The sequence below is a fragment of the Streptomyces lienomycini genome (assembly GCF_027947595.1).
Taxonomy (GTDB): Bacteria; Actinomycetota; Actinomycetes; order Streptomycetales; family Streptomycetaceae; genus Streptomyces; species Streptomyces lienomycini.
In genome coordinates, this window is sequence record NZ_CP116257.1 from 6,731,335 (window position 1) to 6,754,410 (window position 23,076).

The following is a 23,076-nucleotide window of genomic DNA, read 5'->3' on the forward strand; positions in this document are numbered from 1 at the left end:
AAGATCTGAGGTTAGGCTAACCTACCTTCGAATTGTCCCCGCGGGCGCGACGCTCCGCACCGTTCGAAGGCAGCCACCACCATGTCCAACGCCAGCGCTACCCACCCGACCCGCCGCGGAATCCTCGCCGCAGGCGGCGCCCTCGGCCTCGGTGCCGTGCTCGCGGCCTGCGGGGACGACGACGCGAAGAGCGGTGGCTCGGGCGACGGGACGGGCGGCGCCGCCAAGTCGGGCCCCTGGTCCTTCAAGGACGACCGCGGCACCACGGTGAAGCTGGACAAGGTGCCGACGGACATCGTCGCCTTCACCGGTGTCGCCGCCGCGCTCTTCGACTACGGCGTCCAGGTCAAGGGCGTCTTCGGCCCGACCACCACCAAGGACGGCAAGCCCGACGTCCAGGCCGGCGACCTCGACGTCGACAAGGTCACCGTCCTCGGCAACGAGTGGGGCAAGCTCAACGTCGAGAAGTACGCCTCCCTCGCCCCCGAGGTGCTCATCACCACGACGTTCGACACCGCGGGCACCCTGTGGTCCGTCCCGGAGGAGTCCAAGGACAAGATCGCCAAGCTCGCCCCGAGCGTCGCGATCTCGGTCTTCGACCGCCAGCTCACCCAGCCGCTCCAGCGCATGTGGGAGCTGGCCGAGTCGCTCGGCGCCGACATGAAGGCCAAGAAGGCCACCGACGCCAAGGCCGCCTTCGACAAGGCCGCCGCCCGGCTGCGCGCGGCCGCCAAGGCCAGGCCGGAGATCCGGGTGCTGGCCGGCTCCGCGAGCCCCGACCTGTTCTACGTCTCCGGCACCAACCTCTCGGTGGACCTGGAGTACTTCAAGGCCCTCGGCGTGAACTTCGTGGAGCCCCCGGAGGAGGCCAAGAAGGCGACCGGCGGCTGGTTCGAGTCCCTGAGCTGGGAGAACGTCGACAAGTACCCGGCCGACGTGATCATCATGGACGACCGCGCCTCGACCATCCAGCCCGCGGACATCACCGAGGGCACCTGGAAGAAGCTCCCCGCGGTCAAGGCGGGCCAGGTCATCGCCCGTTCCCCCGAGCCGATCCTGTCCTACGACAAGTGCACGCCGCTCCTCGACAACCTGGCCGAGGCGATCGAGAACGCCAAGAAGGTCGGCTGACCTTCCGCCCCGTGCCCCCTCTCCCTCCGGAGCACTCCATGACGACGGCCGTGGCCGCCCCGTTCCGCTTCTTCTCCCTCCAGGTCGTACGGACGAGGCGGCTCGGCCCGTCCCTGGCCCGCGTCACCTTCGCGGGACCCGACCTGCGCGCCTTCCACTCCGACGGCCTCGACCAGTCGCTGTCGCTGTTCCTGCCGCACCCGGGGCAGGCGGAGCCCGCGGTCCCCGTCGAGCTGGGCGAGGGCTGGTGGCAGGGCTGGCGCGAACTGCCGGAGGACGTACGGGCGGTGATGCGCTCGTACACGCTGCGGGCGCTGCGCCGGGACGACGACGGGCACACCGCCGAAATCGTCGTCGACTTCGTCCTGCACGGCGTCGACCCGGAGTCGGGGATCCGGCCGGGGCCCGCCGCCCGCTGGGCCGCCGACGCCGCCCCCGGCGACCGTGTGCTGGTGCTCGGCCCGGCGGTCGCCGACAACCGGGCGATCCGCTTCCGGCCGCCCGGGGACACCGACCTGGTGGTGATCTGGGGCGACGAGACCGCCGTGCCGGCCGCCTGCGCCGCCCTGGAGGCACTTCCGCCCGGCACCCGCGCCCGGGTCTGGCTGGAGGTGCCGCACGCCGAGGACGTGCAGCGCGACCTCGTGACCGCGGCCGACGCCGAGGTCACCTGGCTCGTCCGGGACACCGGTGGCGGCCCCGAGGCGACCCTCGCCACTCTCCGCGACGCGCGGCTTCCGCCCGCCGAGCACCCCTACGTCTGGCTCGCGGGCGAGTCCGGCCGCGTCAAGCGGTTGCGGCGGCACTTCGTGGGCGAGCGCGGCGTCGACCGTCGCCGCGTGACCTTCGTCGGCTACTGGCGCCGGGGCCTGACGGAGGAACAACTCCGCGCACAGGGCTGACGTTCGCGCCCCGTGGAGGCCGCAGTGACGGCAGTCACGCACCGATGCGGGTGTGATCCAGACTGATTAGGTTAGGCTCACCTAAGTTGAAATGAGGGCCGCGCCCTCCCCATCCCTCTCGGACCGTCCCCACCGGAGGACCCCCACATGCGTTCGCACCTGCTCAACGACGCCACCGCGGAGCAGTACCGCCGCTCCGTGACCGAGGGAGTCGAGCGGGTGGCCGCCACCGTCGCCACCACCGACCGCCCGTTCACCGGTGTCACGGTCGACGCCCTCTCCCCCCGCATCGACGAGATCGACCTCGACCGGCCGCTGCACGACACGGCCGCGGTCCTCGACGAGCTGGCGGACGTCTACCTCCGCGACGCCGTCTACTTCCACCACCCCCGCTACCTCGCCCACCTCAACTGCCCGGTCGTCATACCGGCGTTGGTCGGCGAAGCGGTCCTGTCCGCCGTCAACTCCTCCCTGGACACCTGGGACCAGTCGGCCGGCGGCACCCTCATCGAGCGCAAACTCATCGACTGGACCACCGCCCGGATCGGCCTCGGCCCGGCGGCCGACGGCGTGTTCACCTCCGGCGGCACGCAGTCCAACCTCCAGGCGCTGCTGCTGGCCCGCGAGGAGGCCAAGGCCGAATCCCTCGCCGATCTGCGGATCTTCGCCTCCGAGGTCAGCCACTTCAGCGTGAAGAAGTCGGCGAAGCTGCTCGGCCTCGGCCCCGAAGCCGTCGTCCCGATCCCCGTCGACCACGACAAGCGCCTGCAGACCGTCGCCCTCGCCCGCGAGCTGGAGCGCTGCGTGGGCGAGGGGCTCGTCCCCATGGCCGTCGTCGCCACCGGCGGCACCACCGACTTCGGCTCCATCGACCCGCTGCCCGAGATCGCCGGGCTGTGCGAGCAGTACGGCGTGTGGATGCACGTGGACGCCGCCTACGGCTGCGGACTGCTCGCCTCCCTGAAGTACCGGGACCGGCTGACCGGCATCGAGCGGGCCGACTCGGTCACCGTGGACTACCACAAGTCCTTCTTCCAGCCGGTGAGTTCGTCGGCCGTGCTGGTGCGGGACGTGGCCACGCTGCGCCACGCCACCTACCACGCGGAGTACCTCAACCCGCGCCGCATGGTGCAGGAACGTATCCCCAACCAGGTGGACAAGTCCCTGCAGACCACCCGCCGCTTCGACGCGCTCAAGCTGTGGATGACGCTGCGCGTGATGGGCGCCGACGGCATCGGGCAGCTCTTCGACGAGGTGTGCGACCTGGCCGTCGAGGGCTGGAAACTGCTCGCCGCCGATCCCCGCTTCGACGTGGTGGTCGAGCCGTCGCTGTCCACCCTGGTCTTCCGCTACGTCCCGGCGGCCGTCACCGACCCCGCCGAGACCGACCGCGCCAACCTCTACGCCCGCAAGGCCCTGTTCGCCTCCGGTGACGCCGTGGTCGCGGGCACCAAGGTCGCCGGACACCACTACCTGAAGTTCACCCTGCTCAACCCCGAGACGACGACGGCCGACATCGCCGCCGTCCTCGACCTGATCGCCGGCCACGCCGAGCAGTACCTGGGAGACTCCCTTGACCGCGCTTCCTGAAGCCTCCACCGCGTACGACTTCGTGGGGATCGGCCTCGGCCCCTTCAACCTCGGCCTCGCCTGCCTCACCGAGCCGATCGCCGGGCTGAACGGCGTCTTCCTGGAGTCCAAGCCGGACTTCGAGTGGCACGCCGGCATGTTCCTGGACGGCGCGCACCTCCAGACCCCGTTCATGTCGGACCTGGTCACGCTCGCCGACCCGACCTCCCCGTACTCCTTCCTCAACTACCTGAAGGAGAAGGGCAGGCTCTACTCGTTCTACATCCGGGAGAACTTCTACCCGCTGCGCGTCGAGTACGACGACTACTGCCGCTGGGCCGCGCACAAGCTGGGCAGCGTCCGCTTCTCCACCACGGTCACCGAGGTGACGTACGACGAGCGGGAGGAGCTGTACGCCGTCGCCACCACCTCCGGCGACACCTACCGCGCCCGGCGCCTCGTCCTCGGCACCGGCACCCCGCCGCACATCCCGGACGCCTGCCGCGGCCTGGCCGGCGACTTCCTGCACAACTCCCGCTACGTCCAGCACCGGGCGGAGCTGGTGAAGAAGAGGTCGATCACGCTGGTCGGCAGCGGCCAGTCCGCCGCCGAGATCTACCAGGACCTGCTGGGCGAGATCGACGTCCACGGCTACCAGCTCAACTGGGTGACCCGCTCCCCGCGCTTCTTCCCCCTCGAATACACCAAGCTGACGCTGGAGATGACCTCCCCGGAGTACGTGGACTACTACCACGCGCTGCCCGAGGACACCCGCTACCGCCTCGCGGACGAGCAGAAGGGCCTGTTCAAGGGGATCGACGGCGACCTGATCAACGAGATCTTCGACCTGCTCTACCAGAAGAGGCTCGGCGGTCCCGTCGCCACCCGGCTGCTCACCAACTCGGCGCTGACCGGCGCCCGGTACGCGGACGGCACGTACACGCTCGGCTTCCGGCAGGAGGAGCAGGGCAGCGATTTCGAGATCGAGACCGAGGGCCTGGTGCTCGCCACCGGCTACCGGTACACCGAGCCGGAGTTCCTCAAGCCCGTCCGCGACCGGCTGCGCCACGACTCCCGGGGCAACTTCGACATCGGCCGCAACTACGCCGTCGACGTCACGGGAGGCGGTGTGTTCCTGCAGAACGCGGGGGTCCACGCGCACAGCGTCACCAGTCCCGACCTGGGCATGGGCGCCTACCGCAACAGCGTCATCGTCCGGGAGCTGCTCGGACGCGAGTACTACCCGGTCGAGAAGTCGATCGCGTTCCAGGAGTTCACCGTATGAGCACCGCCACCGCGGTCGGGGCGCTGACCCTGCGCCCCGTCGACCCGCTGACCGACGCCGTACTGCTGCACGGCTGGCTCACGCACCCCAAGTCCGCGTTCTGGATGATGCAGGACGCCAGGCTGGTGGACGTCGAGCGGGCGTACATGGAAGTGGCCGCCGACGAGCACCAGCAGGCCCACCTCGGCCTGCACGACGGGGCGCCCGCCTTCCTGATGGAGCGCTACGACCCGGCCCACCGCGAGCTGGTCGGGCTGTACGAGCCCGAGCCGGGCGACGTCGGCATGCACTTCCTGGTCGCGCCGACCGACCGGCCCGTGCACGGCTTCACCCGCGCCGTGATCACCGCGGTGATGGCCGAGCTGTTCGCCGACCCGGCGACCCGGCGCGTCGTCGTCGAGCCGGACGTCGCCAACACCGCCGTCCACGCCCTGAACGCAGCCGTCGGATTCGTGCCCGAGCGCGAGATCCAGAAGCCGGAGAAGAAGGCCCTGCTGAGCTTCTGCACCCGTGAGCAGTTCGAGCGGGCGGTGTCCGCATGAGCCTCGCCGACGCCGTCGCCCACCTCTCCCCCGAACGCTGGGAGCAGGCCAACCGCCTGCTGATCCGCAAGGCGCTGGCCGAGTTCACGCACGAGCGGCTGCTGACCCCCGAACCGGTTCCGGACGGGGACCCGGACACGTACGCCGTCCGCAGCGACGACGGCAAGACCGCCTACCGCTTCACCGCCACCGTCCGCGCCCTGGACCACTGGCAGGTCGACGCCGCCTCGATCACCCGCCACCGCGACGGCACCGACCTCCCGCTCGCCGCACTGGACTTCTTCGTCGAGCTGAAGGAGTCGCTGGGCCTGAGCGCGGAGATCCTGCCCGTCTACCTGGAGGAGATCTCCTCCACCCTCTCCGGCACCTGCTACAAGCTGACCAAGCCGCAGGTCACCTCCGCCGAGCTGGCGCGGAGCGGCTTCCAGGCCGTCGAGACCGGCATGACCGAGGGCCACCCCTGCTTCGTCGCCAACAACGGCCGGCTCGGCTTCGGCGTCCACGAGTACCTGTCGTACGCCCCGGAGACCGCGAGCCCGGTGCGCCTGGTGTGGCTGGCCGCGCACCGCTCGCGGGCGGCGTTCACGGCGGGCGTGGGCATCGAGTACGAGTCCTTCGTCCGGGACGAGCTGGGCGAGGGGACCGTCGACCGCTTCCACGGCGTGCTGCGCGAACGCGGCCTGGACCCGGCCGAGTACCTGCTCATCCCGGTGCACCCCTGGCAGTGGTGGAACAAGCTCACCGTCACCTTCGCCGCCGAGGTCGCCCGCGGCCACCTGGTGTGCCTGGGCGAGGGCGACGACGAGTACCTGGCCCAGCAGTCCATCCGCACCTTCTTCAACGCCTCGCACCCCGAGAAGCACTACGTGAAGACGGCCCTGTCCGTCCTCAACATGGGCTTCATGCGCGGTCTGTCGGCCGCCTACATGGAGGCGACCCCGGCCATCAACGACTGGCTCGCCCGGCTGATCGAGGGCGACCCGGTGCTGAAGGGGACCGGGCTGAGCATCATCCGGGAGCGGGCGGCCGTCGGCTACCGGCACCTGGAGTACGAGCAGGCCACCGACCGCTACTCGCCGTACCGCAAGATGCTGGCGGCGCTGTGGCGGGAGAGCCCCGTGCCGTCCCTCCGGGGCGGGGAGACCCTCGCCACCATGGCCTCCCTCGTCCACGTCGACCACGAGGGCGCCTCCTTCGCGGGCGCGCTGATCGAGCGGTCCGGGCTCGCGCCCACCGAGTGGCTGCGGCACTACCTGCGCGCCTACTACGTCCCGCTGCTGCACAGCTTCTACGCCTACGACCTGGTGTACATGCCGCACGGCGAGAACGTCATCCTGGTCCTGGAGGACGGGGTGGTGCGGCGGGCAATCTACAAGGACATCGCCGAGGAGATCGCGGTGATGGACCCGGACGCCGTGCTGCCGCCGGAGGTCTCCCGCATCGCGGTGGACGTGCCGGACGACAAGAAGCTCCTGTCGATCTTCACGGACGTCTTCGACTGCTTCTTCCGCTTCCTCGCCGCGAACCTCGCGGGCGAGGGCATCGTCACGGAGGACGCCTTCTGGCGGACGGTCGCGGAGGTCACCCGGGAGTACCAGAAGTCGGTGCCGGAGCTGGCCGACAAGTTCGAGCGGTACGACATGTTCGCGCCCGAGTTCGCCCTGTCCTGCCTCAACCGGCTCCAGCTGCGCGACAACCGGCAGATGGTGGACCTGTCCGACCCGTCCGGCGCACTCCAGCTGATCGGGACCCTGAAGAACCCCATCGCGGGACTCTGACCCACGAACGGACGGGCCTGACCGAGCACGGCTCGGGGAGGCCCGTCGGCGCTGACCGTACCGCCCTGACCGTGGCTGGCCGGAATACGACGTCACCCGTGAGGGCAAGGGTGCCGTCGCGGATCTGCCAGCCACCTCCCGATGAGACCTGCTGGACTGCTCCCGAAACGCGCTGACGCCCACGGGACGGAAGGTCATGCAGGCAACCACTACCGCTTCAGCCGGCGGCGAACCCTTACCCCCTCGGTCCCCTCTGACGGGGTGGCCGGCCGTGGTCTCGGTGATGCTGGGAATCTTCGTCATCGTCACCACCGAAATCCTTCCCATCGGTCTGCTGACCTCGATCGGAACCAGTTTCGTCGTCTCGGACGGCATGGCCGGTCTGATGATGACCATGCCGGGCCTCGTGGCGGCGATCGCCGCACCCATGGTCACCGTGGCCACGGCACGCTTCGACCGCCGACTGATGCTGTGCCTCCTCATGCTCCTGCTGGCACTGGCGAACTTCCTTGCCGCCGCGGCACCCGTCTACTGGCTCGTACTGAGCTCCCGCATCATGGTCGGGATCACGATTGGCGGCTTCTGGTCGATCGGAGCGGGGTTGGCGGAACGGCTGGTGCCGCCGGCCTCGGTCGGCAGGGCAACTGCTGTGATCTTCTCCGCCATCCCGCTGGGATCCGTCCTCGGCGTACCGACGGGCACCCTCGTCGGAGATCTCTTCGGATGGAGAACGGCCTTCACCGTCATGGGAGTCCTGACGTTCGGCGTCCTGGTCATGCTGCTCTTGTTCGTGCCGCCGCTTCCTCCGGTCCGGGCCACCCGGCTGAGCGTGCTCAACGGCATGCTCCGCAGCGTCAATACCCGCTTCGCACTCCTGTTGACGTTTCTTGTCGTGCTGGCTCACTTCGGCACCTACACCTATGTGACACCGTTTTTGGAACAGGTCACCCACGCCGGCGATGGTGTGATCACTGCGTTCCTGCTGCTCTACGGAGCCGCCGGCATCCTCGGCAACCTTCTGGGCGGTGCCTGGGCGGCCCGGCGTCCGCGGACCGTGTTCGGACTCGCGGCCGCCCTGATCGCCGCGGTGACCTTCCTGCTCCCGGCGCTGGGCCGCTGGGAGACCGGCGCGGTAGTGCTGCTGGTCGTGTGGGGCCTGGCGTACGGTGCCGTACCAGTCGCGTCGCAGACGTGGTTCTCCAAGGCGGCACCGCATACGCCGGAAGCGGCATCCGTCCTGTTCACCGCCTCCTTTCAGGCAACGATCTCGGTTGGTGCCCTCGTAGGGGGAGTGGTCCTGGACCGCACCTCTCCGTCCGTGGTCATGCTGCTGGGCGGTTGCACCGCAGCGCTCATGGTCTTGGCAGTAGGTGCCGCGTCCCGCCGGACCGAGCCGGCGGGAACGGCGGCACCGGCTAGCGTCGTGTCACCGGCGCCGGCGTCTCACGACCACGGCACCTGCGGCGAGCGGTAGTAGTCGATGCCCGCCGCCTCCCCGTACGGGGCCTGCGCGGCGAGCCGCACCTTGTAGGTGTCCCAGTCGTGCGTCGACGCCGGGGACCAGCCCAGCTCGGCGACGCCCGGCAGCCTGGGGAAGGCGTGCGATCGAGGGGTCGGGCTTGGGCGTTGAGGACGGGCTCGGACCACTCTCCCGCACCATCACCGCCCACGGAAGCGGTGGAACAATCGCCGCATGGCGGAAATCATCCAGAAGGACGGAACGTGGGTCTTCGACGGCGACGCCCTGCGGCTGACACCAGGACGGGACAAGAACGTCGGTCTGCTCCGCAGGGAACTGGGTGAACTGCTCGTGCCGCTGGCCGCGTTGGCGGGCATATCGTTCGAGCAGGGCAAGAAGTCGGGCCGGCTGCGGCTGCGCCTGCGCGACGGGGCCGATCCCCTGCTGCACGCGTCGGGCGGCCGGCTGACCGAGCCGCACGACCCGTACCAGCTCCTGGTGGAGTCCGACCGGTACGGGGTCGCCGAGTACTTCGTGGACGAGGTGCGCAACGCGCTGCTCCTCGACCAGGTCCCCTCCGGCCCGGTGGACGCGTACCTGCTGCCGGGGCCCTCGGTGCCGCTGTCGGTGTCGGCCGGGGACGGGGTCGCGAGCTTCGACGGGGAGCGGGTGCGGCTGGAGTGGAAGTGGCAGGCGGAGGACGCCAAGTCGGCCGCCGGTCCGCGCACCCTGCCCCTGGCCGACATCGTCGCCGTGGAGTGGCAGCCGACGGTCGGCCTGGAGAACGGCCACCTCCGCTTCACCGTGCGGGCGGCGCCGAGCAAGGTGCCGCCGAAGTACGACCCCAACGCCGTGGAGCTGTGGGGTTTCAAGCGGGACCCGCTGATGGCCCTGGTGGCCGCGGCCGTGCAGGCCAGGCTCCCGCACCCGGCAGCCCGTGCGGCCCTGGAGGACGCCGGCCCCGCCGAGGAGATCCCTGCCCCGGCCCCTGCCCCGGCGCCCGCGCCCGCCGCCGAGGACGACCACGACGCGCTGCTGCGCCGGCTGCGGGAACTGGGTGAGCTGCACCGGTCCGGAGTGCTGACGGACGAGGAGTTCACCCTGGCGAAGCAGGCCGTACTGAAGCGGATGTAGACCCGGGAGCAGCACAGGAACCGCCACGCCTGCCCGATATCGGGCAGGATTCTTGCACAAGCGTCTCCCTTACCCCAGGATCTACCGGGTGCACGACGAACTCGTTGATCATCTGACGCGGTCCACCCCGCTGAGCCGGGGCGAGGCGCTGCGCGTGGTCCAGGACGTGCTCGCCTACTTCGACGAGACGACCGAGGAGTACGTCCGTCGCCGCCACCGCGAGCTCCAGGCGCAGGGCCTGGTGAACGCGACGATCTTCGAGCGGATCGAGGCGGAACTGAAATACCGGGCGGTCGCGCCGCCGGAGCTGTCGCTCCGCCAGCTGCGCCGCATCGTCTACGGCTGAGCAGGCCGAGAGGGACACGAGGGATACGTATACATGTGCGGAATCGTCGGATACATCGGCAAGCGTGACGTCGCGCCCCTGCTCCTGGAAGGGCTCCAGCGCCTGGAGTACCGCGGCTACGACTCGGCGGGCATCGTCGTCACCTCCCCGAAGGCGGCCGGCCTCAGGATGGTCAAGGCCAAGGGCCGGGTGCGCGACCTGGAGGCCAAGGTCCCGGCGCGCTTCAAGGGCACCACCGGCATCGCCCACACCCGCTGGGCCACCCACGGCGCCCCCTCCGACGTGAACGCCCACCCGCACATGTCGGCCGACCACAAGGTCGCCGTCGTCCACAACGGCATCATCGACAACGCCGCCGACCTGCGCCGCAAACTGGAGGCGGACGGCGTCGAGTTCCTCTCCGAGACCGACACCGAGGTCCTCGTCCACCTCATCGCCCGCTCCGAGGCCGTCAAGCTGGAGGACAAGGTCCGCGAGACCCTCCGGGTCATCGAGGGCACGTACGGCATCGCCGTGATGCACGCCGACTTCCCCGAGCGCATCGTCGTCGCCCGCAACGGCTCGCCGGTCGTCCTCGGCATCGGCGAGAAGGAGATGTTCGTCGCCTCGGACATCGCCGCGCTGGTCGCCCACACCCGGCAGATAGTCACGCTCGACGACGGCGAGATGGCCACCCTCAAGGCCGACGACTTCCGCACCTACACCACCGAGGGCACCCGCACCACGTCCGAGCCCACCACCGTCGAGTGGGAGGCCGCCTCCTACGACATGGGCGGCCACGACACCTACATGCACAAGGAGATCCACGAGCAGGCCGAGGCCGTGGACCGCGTGCTGCGCGGCCGGATCGACGACCGCTTCTCCACCGTGCACCTCGGCGGCCTCAACCTGGACGCCCGCGACGCGCGCGCCGTGCGCCGCGTGAAGATCCTCGGCTGCGGCACCTCGTACCACGCGGGCCAGATCGGCGCCCAGATGATCGAGGAGCTGGCCCGCATCCCCGCCGACGCCGAGCCCGCCTCCGAGTTCCGCTACCGCAACGCGGTCGTCGACCCCGACACCCTGTACATCGCCGTCTCCCAGTCCGGTGAGACGTACGACGTCCTCGCCGCCGTCCAGGAGCTGAAGCGCAAGGGCGCCCGCGTCCTCGGCGTCGTCAACGTGGTCGGCTCGGCGATCGCCCGCGAGGCCGACGGCGGCATGTACGTGCACGCCGGTCCCGAGGTCTGCGTCGTCTCCACCAAGTGCTTCACCAACACCTGCGTCGCCTTCGCGCTGCTCGCCCTGCACCTGGGCCGCACCCGCGACCTGTCCGTCCGCGACGGCAAGCGGATCATCGAGGGTCTGCGCAGGCTGCCCGCGCAGATCGCCGAGATGCTGGAGCAGGAGGAGGACGTCAAGAAGCTGGCCGCGCAGTACGCCGACGCCCGCTCGATGCTCTTCATCGGCCGTGTCCGCGGTTACCCGGTCGCCCGCGAGGCCTCCCTGAAGCTCAAGGAGGTCTCCTACATCCACGCCGAGGCCTACCCGGCCTCCGAGCTGAAGCACGGTCCGCTCGCCCTGATCGAGCCCGCCCTGCCGACGGTCGCGATCGTGCCCGACGACGACCTGCTGGAGAAGAACCGCGCGGCCATGGAGGAGATCAAGGCCCGCAGCGGCCAGATCCTCGCCGTCGCGCACCGGGAGCAGGAGAAGGCCGACCACACCATCGTCGTGCCGAAGAACGAGGACGAGCTGGACCCGATCCTCATGGGCATCCCGCTCCAGCTCCTCGCCTACCACACGGCGCTGGCCCTGGGCCGGGACATCGACAAGCCCCGCAACCTCGCCAAGTCGGTCACGGTGGAGTAGCCCCCACCGGACCGCAGGACCGCGAGGCCGCGAGACCGCGGCACCTCAGGACCGGAACGGCCCCCCGCCCGTGTCGTCGCACGGGCGGGGGGCCGTCGGCCCGTCAGGGGATGACCACCACGGGCCGCTTCGCCCGCTTGGCGAGCCGGCCGGCGACCGAGCCGAAGAGGCGGCCCACCAGGCCGTGGGTGGAACCGACGACGATGGCGTCCGCCTCGTACTCCCGCCCCACCTCTTCCAGTTCGTGGCAGATGTCGCCGCCGCGCTCGACCAGGATCCAGGGCACCTCCGCGAGGTAGTCCGCGCACGCCAGTTCCAGACCGAGCACCTCGGTGCGGTGGTCGGGCACGTCGACGAAGACCGGGGGTTCGCAGCCGGCCCACACGGTGGTGGGCAGCCGGTTGGCGACATGCACGATGACCAGGCCGGAACCCAGCCGGGAGGCCATGCCGATGGCGTAGGCGAGGGCGCGCTCGCTGGAGGTGGAGCCGTCGAAGCCGACGACGACACCGTGCTTGAAGGCTGGGTCGCACGACTGGCGTGGCTCTTCGGCCGCCAGGGGCTCGGCCGCCGTAGGTTCGGCGACGGGCCGCTTGCGGTCCGCGGGTTCGAAGAATTCGTGACCGGCCATGGCTGTCTCGGCGTTTTAATCCTCTATGGGGGCCAACAGTGAGCGGCAGAGCTGTGTCCAGGAATGGTCTTCCCAACCCCATACCCCCAAGGGTACGGCGGCACGCCTCCTTCGCTGAGATCCCGCGAACGTCCGCCGCGGGATTCCCCGGAGCATGCCCGAGAGGGTGCCCGTAACGCAATGGTTGCTGCTCTGTACAGGCGCTTTGCACGGGATTCAACTGTCCGTGACCGGTCGTGACCGACGCGCCGCCCGGACGTTGATCCCCGTGCCACCAGCCCCAGGGAGCCCCCGTGTCCGGACCGCACCGTCCCGCCGAGCCGACGTCCGGCCCACCCGACCGTCCGGCCGCGCCCGCCCGGGCCGGCGTCGGCGACCTCGTCCGCTGGGCGGCGTTCAGTTGCTTCCTCGTCCCGGTCGCGCTCCTCTGGTACGGCGCCTCGTTCGCCGGCACCGCCGGAACGGCGCTCGGCCTGGCCGCCGTCACCGCCGTGTGCCGTCTGCTGCTGCGGCGTTCCGAGCGAAGCGCGGCCCGGCCGCGGACGCGCGGAGGCGGACGGCGCAGTGGGGAAAACACACCGGTCGACTGACCGGTTTCCGCGCACCGTTCCGTTTCTTTTCAGCCAACTTCCGCAGGTGGCGCAACACCACCCCCCGCCACCCCCCAACCCCCGTTCCACCTGCACGAAAAGGGTCTCGGGGACCCTCCGCACCCTACGGGGATTGGCCACTGACACAAGGCGCACTTCCCTGCGGCGCCCCGGAGTGCAACGCTTCGTGATCGACTGCTTCACGCCAAGTTGCCATGTCGACAATGTCCCGGATGCCGAACCGGCCACCCCGGTACGGCGGGACACAGTAGATTCGATCTTGACCGTCTACGGCGGGGGACTCGTGCAGGACCGAGGGGAAACGTGTTGGAGCGACAGACCCGAAGGGTAGAGGGTGCCGCGACCACCGAGGGGGGCTTAGCAGGATGAGCCACGACTCCGCTGCCGCGCCTGAAGCCGCGACCCGGAAGCTCTCCGGGCGCCGCCGCAAGGAGATCGTCGCGGTGCTGCTGTTCAGCGGCGGCCCCATCTTCGAGAGTTCCATACCGCTGTCGGTGTTCGGGATCGACCGCCAGGACGCCGGGGTGCCGCGCTACCGGCTGCTGGTGTGCGCCGGCGAGGAGGGCCCGCTGCGCACCACGGGCGGCCTGGAACTCACCGCGCCGCAGGGCCTGGAGGCGATCTCGCGCGCCGGCACGGTCGTCGTGCCGGCCTGGCGGTCGATCACCTCGCCGCCGCCGGAGGAAGCGCTCGACGCACTGCGCCGGGCGCACGAGGAGGGTGCCCGCATCGTCGGCCTGTGCACCGGCGCCTTCGTACTGGCGGCGGCGGGCCTGCTGGACGGCCGCCCCGCCACCACGCACTGGATGTACGCGCCGACGCTGGCCAAGCGCTATCCGTCGGTGCACGTGGACCCGCGCGAGCTGTTCGTGGACGACGGCGACGTGCTGACGTCCGCGGGCACCGCCGCCGGGATCGACCTGTGCCTGCACATCGTGCGCACGGACCACGGCAACGAGGCGGCCGGTGCGCTGGCCCGCCGCCTGGTCGTGCCCCCGCGCCGGACCGGCGGCCAGGAGCGCTACCTGGACAGGTCTTTACCCGAGGAGATCGGCGCCGACCCGCTGGCCGAGGTCGTCGCCTGGGCGCTGGAGCACCTCCACGAGCAGTTCGACGTGGAGACGCTGGCCGCGCGCGCCTACATGAGCCGCCGCACCTTCGACCGCCGCTTCCGCTCGCTGACGGGCAGCGCCCCGCTCCAGTGGCTGATCACCCAGCGGGTCCTTCAGGCGCAGCGGCTGCTGGAGACGTCGGACTACTCGGTGGACGAGGTCGCGGGCCGCTGCGGCTTCCGCTCACCGGTGGCGCTGCGCGGGCACTTCCGCCGTCAGCTGGGTTCGTCCCCGGCCGCCTACCGGGGGGCCTACCGGGCCCGCCGCCCCCAGGGCGACCGACAGCCGGACCCGGACGCCGCCACCGCGGGTGCCGTCCGGCCCCTGCACCCGTCCGACCCGCCGACCGCTCTCCCCCCGGAGAACGCGGTCCCGTTCCAGACCCGCCGCACGGCACCCCCGATGCCGGCGGGCGCGGCCAGCGTCCCGGGCCAGCGCAGCGCACCGTGAGGTGAGGCGACGTGAGCCTCGAAACGTCGGACGGGCATCCCAGCCCGTCCGACGTTCACGCCCGACGCCGCGCAAGGGCATCCCAGCCCGTCCGACGTTCACGCCCGACGCCGCGCAAGAGCATCCCAGCCCGTCCGACGTTCACGCCCGACGCCGCGCAAGAGCATCCCAGCCCGTCCGGCGTTCACGCCCGACGCCGCGCAAGGGCATCCCAGCCCGTCCGGCGCTTGAGAACGAGGCCCGTTCAGGGCCGAAGCGGGGGTTCGGGGGCGGCAGCCCCCGTGACGCCCGCACCGACACCGGGGGCCCGAGGAACACGCGCCCACCGTAAAGTGGCCCGCATGAACGATCGCATGGTGTGGATCGACTGCGAGATGACCGGCCTCTCGCTGTCCGACGACGCGCTCATCGAGGTTGCCGCCCTCGTCACCGACTCCGAGCTGAACATCCTCGGCGAGGGCGTCGACATCGTCGTCCGCCCGCCGGACCGGGCCCTGGAGACGATGCCGGAGGTGGTGCGCGAGATGCACACCAAGTCCGGCCTGCTCGCCGAGCTGGACGGCGGCACGACCCTCGCCGACGCCGAGGCCCAGGTCCTGGCGTACGTGCGGGAGCACGTGAAGGAGCCCGGCAAGGCCCCCCTGTGCGGCAACTCCGTCGGCACCGACCGCGGCTTCCTGCTGCGGGACATGCCGACGCTGGAGGACTACCTCCACTACCGGATCGTCGACGTCTCCTCGATCAAGGAGCTGGCCCGCCGCTGGTATCCGCGGGCCTACTTCAACAGCCCGGAGAAGAACGGCAACCACCGCGCGCTCGCCGACATCCGCGAGTCCATCGCCGAACTGCGCTACTACCGCGAGGCGGTCTTCGTCCCGCAGCCCGGCCCCGACTCCGACACGGCCAAGGCGATCGCCGCCAAGCACGTCGTATCCGCCGGTTAGCGGCGCGGGCCCGCCGGGCTGCGGCCTCCGGAAAGCCGGGCGCGAGCACCCCTTCGGACCCTGTACACTTTTTCTCAGCCGGTCGGGAAACCCCGCCACGCGGGATTCGAGCACCGGCCTTGGTGGGTGTAGCTCAGCTGGTAGAGCACCTGGTTGTGGTCCAGGATGCCGCGGGTTCAAGTCCCGTCACTCACCCTGAGGAATCAGCCGGTGACTCTCGCGAGAGAGTCACCGGCTGATTGCGTTGGATGCGCCGGTGGGGCCGCGACCCCGGGTGCGCGGCGCCGCCGGCCCCGGCCTCACGACGACGCGCGCTCCACCAGCTCCGTGGCCAGCACCACCTGGTACCGCACCGGCCGCCGCGCGGACGCCGGGCGGCGCTCGGCGATCTCGGTCAGCAGGAGGTCGATCATCGCGCGGCCCATCTCCTCGATGGGCTGCCGCACACTGGTCAGCGGCGGATCGAGGTGGCGGGCGATCGCCGAGTCGTCGTAGCCGACCAGCGCCACGTCGTCCGGGATGCGCAGGCCCGCCTCGCGCAGGGCCTGGCGGGCACCCGCCGCGGTGACGTCCGAGGCGGCGAAGACCGCGTCCAGGTCGGGGCGGCGGCGCAGCAGCTCCGTCATCGCCCGGTGCCCGCCCTCCTCGGTGAAGTCGCCCGCCTCGATCAGGCCCTCGTCCGGTTCCTGACCGGCGTCGCGCAGCGCCTCGCGGTAGCCGTCGACGCGTCGCTGGGCGCCGTAGACGTCGAGGTGGCCGGTGATGTGGGCCACCCGGCGGCGCCCCCGGCCCAGCAGGTGCTCGACGGCCGAGCGGGCACCGCCGTAGTTGTCGGAGTCCACCGAGGCGAGCGGCTCCGCCGCCGAACGCGGGCCGCTGATCACCGCGGGGATCTCCAGCTCGCTCAGCAGGTCGGGCAGCGGATCGTCGGCGTGCACGGAGACCAGCAGGACGCCGTCCACCCGGTGCGCCGCCAGGTACTGGGCGAGCCGCTCCCGCTCCCGGTCACTGCCCGCGAATATCAACAGGAGCTGCATCTCGGTGTCGGACAGCTCGGCGCCGACGCCCTTCAGCATGTCCGAGAAGTACGGCTCGGCGAAGAACCGGGTCTCCGGCTCGGGCACCACCAGCGCGATCGCGTCCGTGCGGTTGGCCGCCAGCGCGCGGGCCGCCGTGTTCGGGACGTAGCCGAGTTCCGCGACCGCCGCCTCGACGGCCGCCCGGGTCGCGTCGCTCACCCGGGGGGAGCCGTTGATCACGCGGGAGACCGTACCGCGGCCGACCCCCGCGCGGGCGGCGACCTCCTCCAGGGTCGGACGCCCGGCGCCTCGGCCCCGCCCACCGCTGACCACCATGGTCGCCGCCTTCCCCTCGCAGCTGTCTGGTCAGGAATGTAACAGCCACGGGCGGGTCCGCCCCGCGCCGCCGCCCGCAGGAGCCAGGCGGCACGGCGGCGGAAGGAGAACGGCGGTGCGGCGGGCGGGGCGGACGGACCCCGGGGAGGTCCTACCGCGTGCCGTCGGCGGCCGGCAGCGCGTTGTGCCGGACCACGTCGGCGTACCAGTGGGCGCTGGCCTTGGGGATGCGGCGCTGGGTGGAGTAGTCGACGTAGACGGCGCCGAACCGCTTCGAATAGCCGTACGACCACTCGAAGTTGTCCAGCAGCGACCACAGGAAGTAGCCGCGCACGTCCGCGCCGTCGGCGATCGCCCGGCGCACGGCGTCCAGGTGGGAGTGCAGGTAGGCGATCCGCTGCGGGTCGTTCACCAGGCCCTCCGGGGAGACGTAGTCGTCGAAGGCGGCACCGTTCTCGGTGACCATCAGCGGCAGGCCCGGGTGGGACTTCGCCAGGTCGGTGAGCAGGGTGTGCAGCCCGTCGGCGTCGATGGCCCAGTTCATCGCCGTGAGGTTGTCGTTGGCGAGGTGGAAGGCGACGTCGTCGGAGCCCGTCCACGGGGAGTGGTCGCTCGCTCCGTGGCCGTCGTCGCCGGTGCTGCCGGAACCGTCGGCGGGCAGCGAGACCACGGTCGGCGCGTAGTAGTTGACGCCGAGCACGTCGACGGGGCGGGAGATCTCCGCCAGGTCGCCGTCGCGCACCAGCGTGTTCCAGTCCACGAGGTGCCCGGTGTCGGCGAGCAGGTCCTCGGGGTAGGCGCCGTCCAGGATCGGACCGGTGAAGATCCGGTTGCCGACCGCGTCGATCCGGCGGGCCGCGTCGGCGTCCTCGGGGCTGTCGGTGCGGGGGCGCACCTGGTGGAGGTTGAGGGTGATGGAGGTCTGCGCGGTCGCCGGCAGCACCGCGCGGAGCGCGCCGATCCCCTTGCCGTGGGCCAGGTTGAGGTGGTGGGCGGCGCGCAGCGTGGCGGCCGGGTCGGTGCGGCCGGGGGCGTGGACACCGGAGCCGTAGCCCAGGAAGGCGCTGCACCACGGCTCGTTGAGGGTGGTCCACACGCCGACCCGGTCGCCGAGGGCGCGGCCCATGATGTCGGCGTACTCGGCGAACCGGTCGGCGGTGTCGCGGTGCGGCCAGCCGCCGGCGTCCTCCAACTCCTGGGGCAGGTCCCAGTGGTAGAGGGTGGCGACCGGGGTGATGCCGGCTTCGAGGAGCTCGTCGACCAGCCGGCGGTAGAAGTCCAGACCGCGCTCCACGGCGGGCCCCCGACCGGTCGGCTGGACGCGGGACCAGGAGACGGAGAAACGGTACGCCTTGAGGCCGAGGTCCTTCATCAGGGCCACGTCGTCGCGGTACCGGTGGTAGTGGTCGGCGGCGATGTCACCGGTGTCGCCGTTGCGCACCTTGCCGGGGGTGTGGCTGAAGGTGTCCCAGATGGACGGCGTGCGGCCGTCCTCGGCGGCGGCGCCCTCCACCTGGTAGGCGGCGGTGGCGGTGCCCCAGACGAAGCCCGTCGGGAACGAGGTGTCGAAGGCCGGGCGGGCAGTGGTCTCGGGTCGTACGGCGGTCATGGTGAGAACGCTCCCAAAGGACGTGGGGAAGGGCCGGACGGAGGGTCCGGCGGGGTGGGACGGCGGTGGCCCGGGGCGGCGGACGGCGCACCCCGGGCACCGTCACCGGCAGGGCCCGCGCGCGAGGCGGGCCCTGCCGGTGACGGCCGGAGCCGGACGTGACGGCCGGAGCCGGACCTGGCGGCCGGGTCAGCCCTTGACGGCGCCCGCCATGATGCCTCCGACGATCTGCTTGCCGAAGATCACGAAGACCAGCAGCAGCGGCAGGGTGCTGATCAGCGCTCCGGCCATGACGATGCTCTGGTCGGGGGTGTAGGAGGCGCTGAGCTGGCCGAGTGCGACCTGGAGGGTCGGGTTCTCCTGGGTCAGGGCGAGGAAGGGCCAGAAGAAGTCGTTCCAGGCCTGGACGAAGGTGAGCATGCCGAGCACCATCATCGCGGGCCGCGCCACGGGCAGGACGATGCTCCACACGATGCGGAAGTTGCTCGCCCCGTCGACCCGGCCCGCCTCGATGAGTTCGTAGGGCAGGGCCTCGATCAGGTACTGGCGCATGAAGAACACGCCGAAGGCGCCGACCAGGGTCGGGAAGATCACCGACTCCAGCTGTCCGCCCCAGCCGATGTCGGACATCATCATGAACAGCGGCACGACGCTGAGCTGCGGCGGGATCGTCAGCGTGGCGATGACCGCGGTCATCAGCACGCCGCGGCCGCGGAAGCGCATCTTGGCGAAGGCGTAGCCCGCCAGGGTGCAGAAGAACAGCGTGGCGAGGGTGATGCAGCTGGACACGATGAGGCTGTTGACGATGGCCTTGCCGAGGTTGGCCTGTTCCCAGGCCGCCTCCAGGTTGGTCCACAGCCTGCCGCCCGGAATGAACGGCGGCGGGGTGTCGAGCACCCGCTGCTGGTCGTGCGAGGCGGCCACCAGCGTCCAGTACAGGGGGAAGAGGGACCCCAGGCCGACGACGATCAGGGCGACGTAGGTGAACGGGCCGCCCTTGAGCTGCTGGCCGGCACCGAGCTTGAGGCGGGGGCCCCTGCGCTCGGGGGAGCTGAGCACGGTCGGAGTCATGTCCGGCACTGTCTTGGTGGGACTTGTCGTGGTCATCTAAGTCGCTCCCGTCAGGCCGCGCTCTTGCGCACGAACCGGCTGACGATCCAGTTGATCAGGGCGATGAGCAGCAGCAGGACGAGCATGGCCCAGGCCACGGCCGCGGCCGGACCGAGGTGCCCGAGCTTCCAGCCGTAGTTGTAGAGGTAGATGCTGAGCGTCTCGTACTGGTGCTCGCTGCCGCCGACGGAGCCGAGCGTGCCGCCCTCCAGCAGCAGCGGCTCACCGAACAGCTGCATGGAACCGATCGTCGAGATGACGATGGTGAACAGGATCGTCGGCCGGAGCGAGGGGATGGTCACCTTGCGGAACTGCTGCCAGCGCGAGGCGCCGTCGATCGAGGCCGCCTCGTACAGGTCGCTCGGCACCGCCTGCATGGCCGCCAGGTAGATCAGGGCGTTGTAGCCGGTCCAGCGCCAGATCACCATGACCGAGATCGCGATCTTGGACGTCCACTCGCCGCTGCCCCAGTCGACGTTCTCGATGCCGACGAAGCTCAGCACCCAGTTGAGGATGCCGCCGTCGGCCCGGAAGACCAGGGCGAAGACGAGCGCCGCGGTCGCCACCGAGGTGGCGTACGGGGTGAGGATCACCGTGCGCCAGAAGGTGCTGGCGCGCAGCTTGTAGTTGAGCAGGTGGGCCAGTCCCAGCGCGACCAGCAGCTGCGGCACGGTCGAGATGACACCGATGATGAAGGTGTTGGAGACGGCCGTCCAGAACTCGGAGTCCTGGAGGATCTTGGCGAAGTTCTCCCAGCCGACCCACTCGGACTGGTCGAGGCTCGTCATCTCCACCCGGTGCAGGGCGATCCAGCCGGTGTAGAGGAGCGGGTAGAGCCCGAACGCACCGAAGATGAGGAAGAAGGGGGCGATGTACGCGTACGGCGACGCCTTGTCGTCGAGGCGCCACAGCCGCGTTCGCCACGGACTGGGTGTCTTGGACGCGGCGCCCGAGCCGCCGGCGGGCGGCTTGTGGGCACCCCGTACGGGGGTTGTCGTTGCCACGGAGGGAGTCCTTCCCTGGGAGGTCTGGCCGGGTAGGGGCGGGAGGCGGGCGGCCGGGCCGGACGCCCGTCCCGCCGTTCCCTCCCTGCGCGGATCGGCACGATGTCGAGTGGCCCGCGCGGCGGCCCGAGGTGCGTGTGGCGCGGGACCCCCGCGCCGGGTGCCGTCGGTCGGGATCGGGCGGGGGCGGATCAGTGCGGTCGGGTGGATCAGTGCGGTCGGGCCGCTGCGTCGACCGGTCCCGCGGACCCGCCGGGCACCGGCCCTCGTCGGACAGCAAGGTACGAGGCCCGGTGTCCGTCTGGCGAGAGTGCCGCCGGACACCGCGGAGCAGGCCCGCCGCTACGGCCGGGCCCGGTGGCGGACGCCCCGCGCCCGCGGGCGGCCACCGGCGTGCGGCGGCCTGCCCGCGGGCGCGCGGTGCGGGCGGCCGACGGGGCCGCCCGCACCGCCGGAGGTCAGCCGATGGCCTTGTCGATCGCCTCGCTGGCGGCGTCCCAGGCCTTGTCCGGGTCGGTGCCGCGCTGCTCCATGTTGTTGATCTGCGTGGAGATCGAGTCCTTGATCACGCCGTCCTTCGGGCCGAGCACGGCCACCGGGATGGACTTGGCCTCTTCGGCGTAGAGCTGGCCGACCGGGGCGTCGTTGAAGTACGGGAGCTTCCCGTTCTTCACGTCGGGAAGCTCGTAGGCGCCCTGGTTGGACGGGAAGACACCGACGGCCTTGAAGACGGCCGCCTGCTGCTCGGGCGCGGTCAGCCACTTGACCAGCTCGGTGGCCTCCTTGACGTGCTTGCCGCTCTTGGGCACGGTCAGGAAGGAACCGCCCCAGTTGGCCGCGGTGTCACCGGGCGCGCTGGTGATGTCCCACTTGCCCTTGAACTCCTCGCCGGAGTAGTTCTCGATCTGCAGGGACATCCAGGCCGGGCACACCACGGTGGCCACGCTGCCCTTGCGCAGCGCCGCCTTCCAGGGGTCCTGGAACTGGGGCAGGCCCTGGCTCAGCTTCTTCTCCGCGGCGTCGGCGGCCAGGTCCCAGCCCTTCTGCACCGCGGGGCTGTCCTTGTAGATCGGCTTGCCGTCGGCGTCGTAGTACTGCTTCTCGGAGGAGCTGACGACACCGTTGAACATGGCGCTGGCGGAGTCCATGAAGAAGGTGCCGTCGGGCGCCTTCGCCTTGTACTGCTCACCGAGCTTGATGTAGTCCTCCCAGCCGCCCGCGACCTTCTTGGCGACCTCGGTGCGGTCGGTCGGCAGACCGGCCTTCTCGAAGAGGTCCCTGCGGTAGCAGAGCGACATCGGACCGATGTCGGTACCGGCGCCTATGACCGCGCCGTCCTTCGTGGTGGCCTGCTTGGCCTTCCAGTCCAGCCACTGGCTGACGTCGATCGAGTCCTTGAGGTCGGTGAACTTGTCCGCCTGGGTGTCGACGACCTCCTTGATGCGGGCGACCTCGACACCGACGACGTCCCCGAGACCACTGCCCGTGTTCAGCTGCTGAAGGAGCTTCGGGTAGTAGTCCTGCTCGTTGGCGGTCGTCTCCTCCTTCACCTCGATGTTCGGGTGAAGCTGCTGGTACTTCTCGAACAGGCCCGCTTCCTTGTAGCCGAACTGTCCGTAGTCGGCCACCTTGAGGGTGATCTTCCCGTCGGAGTCCGACGCGTCCGAGTCGCCGTCGCTGTCGCTGCTGCAGCCGGTGAGCAGCAGAGCCGAGGCCGTCAGGACCGAGGTGGTCAGGGCCGCTGCTCTGCGGCCACGACCGCCGCCGGTACGGGTGATGCGCATTCCACTACTCCTTGTTCCAGGGGGGAACGGGGACCTCAGGAATCAGACCGCCGGGTTCGACGGTCCGGACCTGCCCTCTCGGTTCGAGCAGCGGCCAACCCAGGGCAACGCGACGTGCGATGCGAAGATGCTGGTCAACGGTGTGCCATGCGAGGTGGAGGGAAGGGCCGATGGTGCTGCGGTCCGCACGGGAGGCGGCCCCCACACTCCGTGGGACCGCTCCCACGCGGCTTGCCCCGAAGACTGGTTGGTGCCGGTCCCCGGTGTCAAGACTTGAAAACGGCGTTGTTGCCCAAGCGTGTTCTGTGCGTCACAGGAATGTGTCGCGTCGTGACCCGTAACCCCCCGGACATCAGCCGGACTTGGGCCGGATATCCGCAGGTCACCACGGTTCGGCCGGTGGAGGGGGACGCCGAGGGGGTCCTCCTGGGCCGGGTCGGGGATTTCTGGGCCAGAATGAAGCGCGTCC

At 70.7% G+C, this 23,076-nt stretch carries 20 protein-coding genes and 1 tRNA gene; 14 read left to right on the plus strand and 7 right to left on the minus strand.

The annotated features are described in order from the left end of the window. Positions 1–81: 81 nt before the first annotated feature. From desE to BJ961_RS30740, 7 genes are all read left to right on the plus strand, one after another. The gene (gene desE, locus BJ961_RS30710) at positions 82–1,131 is read left to right on the plus strand and encodes a siderophore-binding protein DesE (RefSeq protein WP_271416034.1); all 1,050 of its coding nucleotides are present in this window, start codon (positions 82–84) and stop codon (positions 1,129–1,131) included. A 38-nt stretch (positions 1,132–1,169) separates the two neighbouring features. After that, the gene (locus BJ961_RS30715; protein WP_271416035.1) at positions 1,170–2,033 is read left to right on the plus strand and encodes a siderophore-interacting protein; all 864 of its coding nucleotides are present in this window, start codon (positions 1,170–1,172) and stop codon (positions 2,031–2,033) included. Positions 2,034–2,180: 147 nt separating this feature from the next. After that, complete coding sequence (gene desA / locus BJ961_RS30720; protein ID WP_271416036.1) at positions 2,181–3,623, plus strand: lysine decarboxylase DesA; 1,443 nt, start codon at positions 2,181–2,183, stop codon at positions 3,621–3,623. Continuing rightward, on the plus strand, positions 3,607–4,887 hold the full coding sequence (locus tag BJ961_RS30725; RefSeq protein ID WP_271416037.1) for a lysine N(6)-hydroxylase/L-ornithine N(5)-oxygenase family protein: 1,281 nt from the start codon (positions 3,607–3,609) through the stop codon (positions 4,885–4,887). The genes desA and BJ961_RS30725 overlap by 17 nt, the downstream gene beginning before the upstream one ends. Further along, positions 4,884–5,429 carry a GNAT family N-acetyltransferase gene (locus BJ961_RS30730; RefSeq protein ID WP_271416038.1) on the plus strand — a complete coding sequence of 182 codons (546 nt, stop codon included), beginning with the start codon at positions 4,884–4,886 and terminating at the stop codon, positions 5,427–5,429. The genes BJ961_RS30725 and BJ961_RS30730 overlap by 4 nt, the downstream gene beginning before the upstream one ends. Further along, positions 5,426–7,207 carry an IucA/IucC family protein gene (locus tag BJ961_RS30735; protein ID WP_271416039.1) on the plus strand — a complete coding sequence of 594 codons (1,782 nt, stop codon included), beginning with the start codon at positions 5,426–5,428 and terminating at the stop codon, positions 7,205–7,207. Before BJ961_RS30730 ends, BJ961_RS30735 begins: the two co-directional genes overlap by 4 nt. A 196-nt stretch (positions 7,208–7,403) precedes the next feature. Next, the gene (locus tag BJ961_RS30740) at positions 7,404–8,681 is read left to right on the plus strand and encodes an MFS transporter (RefSeq protein WP_381159284.1); all 1,278 of its coding nucleotides are present in this window, start codon (positions 7,404–7,406) and stop codon (positions 8,679–8,681) included. Here the strand turns inward: BJ961_RS30740 and BJ961_RS30745 are convergent. After that, positions 8,651–8,854, minus strand: coding sequence for a hypothetical protein (locus BJ961_RS30745; RefSeq protein WP_271417290.1), 204 nt, complete (start codon positions 8,852–8,854; stop codon positions 8,651–8,653). The genes BJ961_RS30740 and BJ961_RS30745 overlap by 31 nt on opposite strands. 46 nt (positions 8,855–8,900) lie before the next feature. Between BJ961_RS30745 and BJ961_RS30750 the strand changes: the two genes are divergently transcribed. The 3 genes from BJ961_RS30750 to glmS all read left to right on the plus strand — a co-directional run bounded on the left by BJ961_RS30750 (position 8,901) and on the right by glmS (position 11,997). Then, complete coding sequence (locus BJ961_RS30750; RefSeq protein ID WP_271416040.1) at positions 8,901–9,800, plus strand: DUF4429 domain-containing protein; 900 nt, start codon at positions 8,901–8,903, stop codon at positions 9,798–9,800. A gap of 88 nt (positions 9,801–9,888) precedes the next feature. After that, positions 9,889–10,146, plus strand: a complete 258-nt coding sequence (locus BJ961_RS30755; RefSeq protein ID WP_003976012.1) for a hypothetical protein — start codon at positions 9,889–9,891, stop codon at positions 10,144–10,146. A gap of 33 nt (positions 10,147–10,179) precedes the next feature. Beyond that, a complete protein-coding gene (glmS, locus tag BJ961_RS30760; RefSeq protein WP_271416041.1) occupies positions 10,180–11,997 on the plus strand; it encodes a glutamine--fructose-6-phosphate transaminase (isomerizing) in 1,818 nt (605 codons plus the stop codon). A 103-nt stretch (positions 11,998–12,100) separates the two neighbouring features. Here the strand turns inward: glmS and BJ961_RS30765 are convergent, their stop codons facing one another. Then, positions 12,101–12,628: a universal stress protein gene (locus BJ961_RS30765; RefSeq protein WP_271416042.1), complete on the minus strand. Its 528-nt coding sequence runs from the start codon at positions 12,626–12,628 to the stop codon at positions 12,101–12,103. A 293-nt stretch (positions 12,629–12,921) separates the two neighbouring features. On the opposite strand from BJ961_RS30765, the gene BJ961_RS30770 reads away from it, so the two are divergent. From BJ961_RS30770 to BJ961_RS30785, 4 genes are all read left to right on the plus strand, one after another. Beyond that, positions 12,922–13,218, plus strand: a complete 297-nt coding sequence (locus BJ961_RS30770) for a hypothetical protein (RefSeq protein WP_271416043.1) — start codon at positions 12,922–12,924, stop codon at positions 13,216–13,218. Between the two features lie 386 nt (positions 13,219–13,604). After that, complete coding sequence (locus tag BJ961_RS30775; RefSeq protein ID WP_271416044.1) at positions 13,605–14,801, plus strand: GlxA family transcriptional regulator; 1,197 nt, start codon at positions 13,605–13,607, stop codon at positions 14,799–14,801. A gap of 341 nt (positions 14,802–15,142) precedes the next feature. Beyond that, positions 15,143–15,745, plus strand: a complete 603-nt coding sequence (orn, locus tag BJ961_RS30780) for an oligoribonuclease (RefSeq protein ID WP_271416045.1) — start codon at positions 15,143–15,145, stop codon at positions 15,743–15,745. A gap of 122 nt (positions 15,746–15,867) precedes the next feature. Next, positions 15,868–15,940, plus strand: a tRNA-His gene (locus BJ961_RS30785). 104 nt (positions 15,941–16,044) lie between these two features. Here BJ961_RS30785 and BJ961_RS30790 read toward each other — a convergent pair. The 5 genes from BJ961_RS30790 to BJ961_RS30810 all read right to left on the minus strand — a co-directional run bounded on the left by BJ961_RS30790 (position 16,045) and on the right by BJ961_RS30810 (position 22,607). Next, on the minus strand, positions 16,045–17,100 hold the full coding sequence (locus BJ961_RS30790) for a LacI family DNA-binding transcriptional regulator (RefSeq protein ID WP_271416046.1): 1,056 nt from the start codon (positions 17,098–17,100) through the stop codon (positions 16,045–16,047). A gap of 151 nt (positions 17,101–17,251) precedes the next feature. Then, a complete protein-coding gene (locus BJ961_RS30795) occupies positions 17,252–18,709 on the minus strand; it encodes a GH1 family beta-glucosidase (protein ID WP_271416047.1) in 1,458 nt (485 codons plus the stop codon). Between the two features lie 189 nt (positions 18,710–18,898). Then, positions 18,899–19,816 (minus strand): carbohydrate ABC transporter permease, encoded by a 918-nt coding sequence (locus BJ961_RS30800; RefSeq protein ID WP_271416048.1) that lies wholly within the window; start codon positions 19,814–19,816, stop codon positions 18,899–18,901. A 14-nt stretch (positions 19,817–19,830) separates the two neighbouring features. Beyond that, positions 19,831–20,823: a carbohydrate ABC transporter permease gene (locus tag BJ961_RS30805; protein WP_271416049.1), complete on the minus strand. Its 993-nt coding sequence runs from the start codon at positions 20,821–20,823 to the stop codon at positions 19,831–19,833. A 458-nt stretch (positions 20,824–21,281) separates the two neighbouring features. Next, positions 21,282–22,607: an ABC transporter substrate-binding protein gene (locus BJ961_RS30810; RefSeq protein WP_271416050.1), complete on the minus strand. Its 1,326-nt coding sequence runs from the start codon at positions 22,605–22,607 to the stop codon at positions 21,282–21,284. Positions 22,608–23,076: the final 469 nt, after the last annotated feature.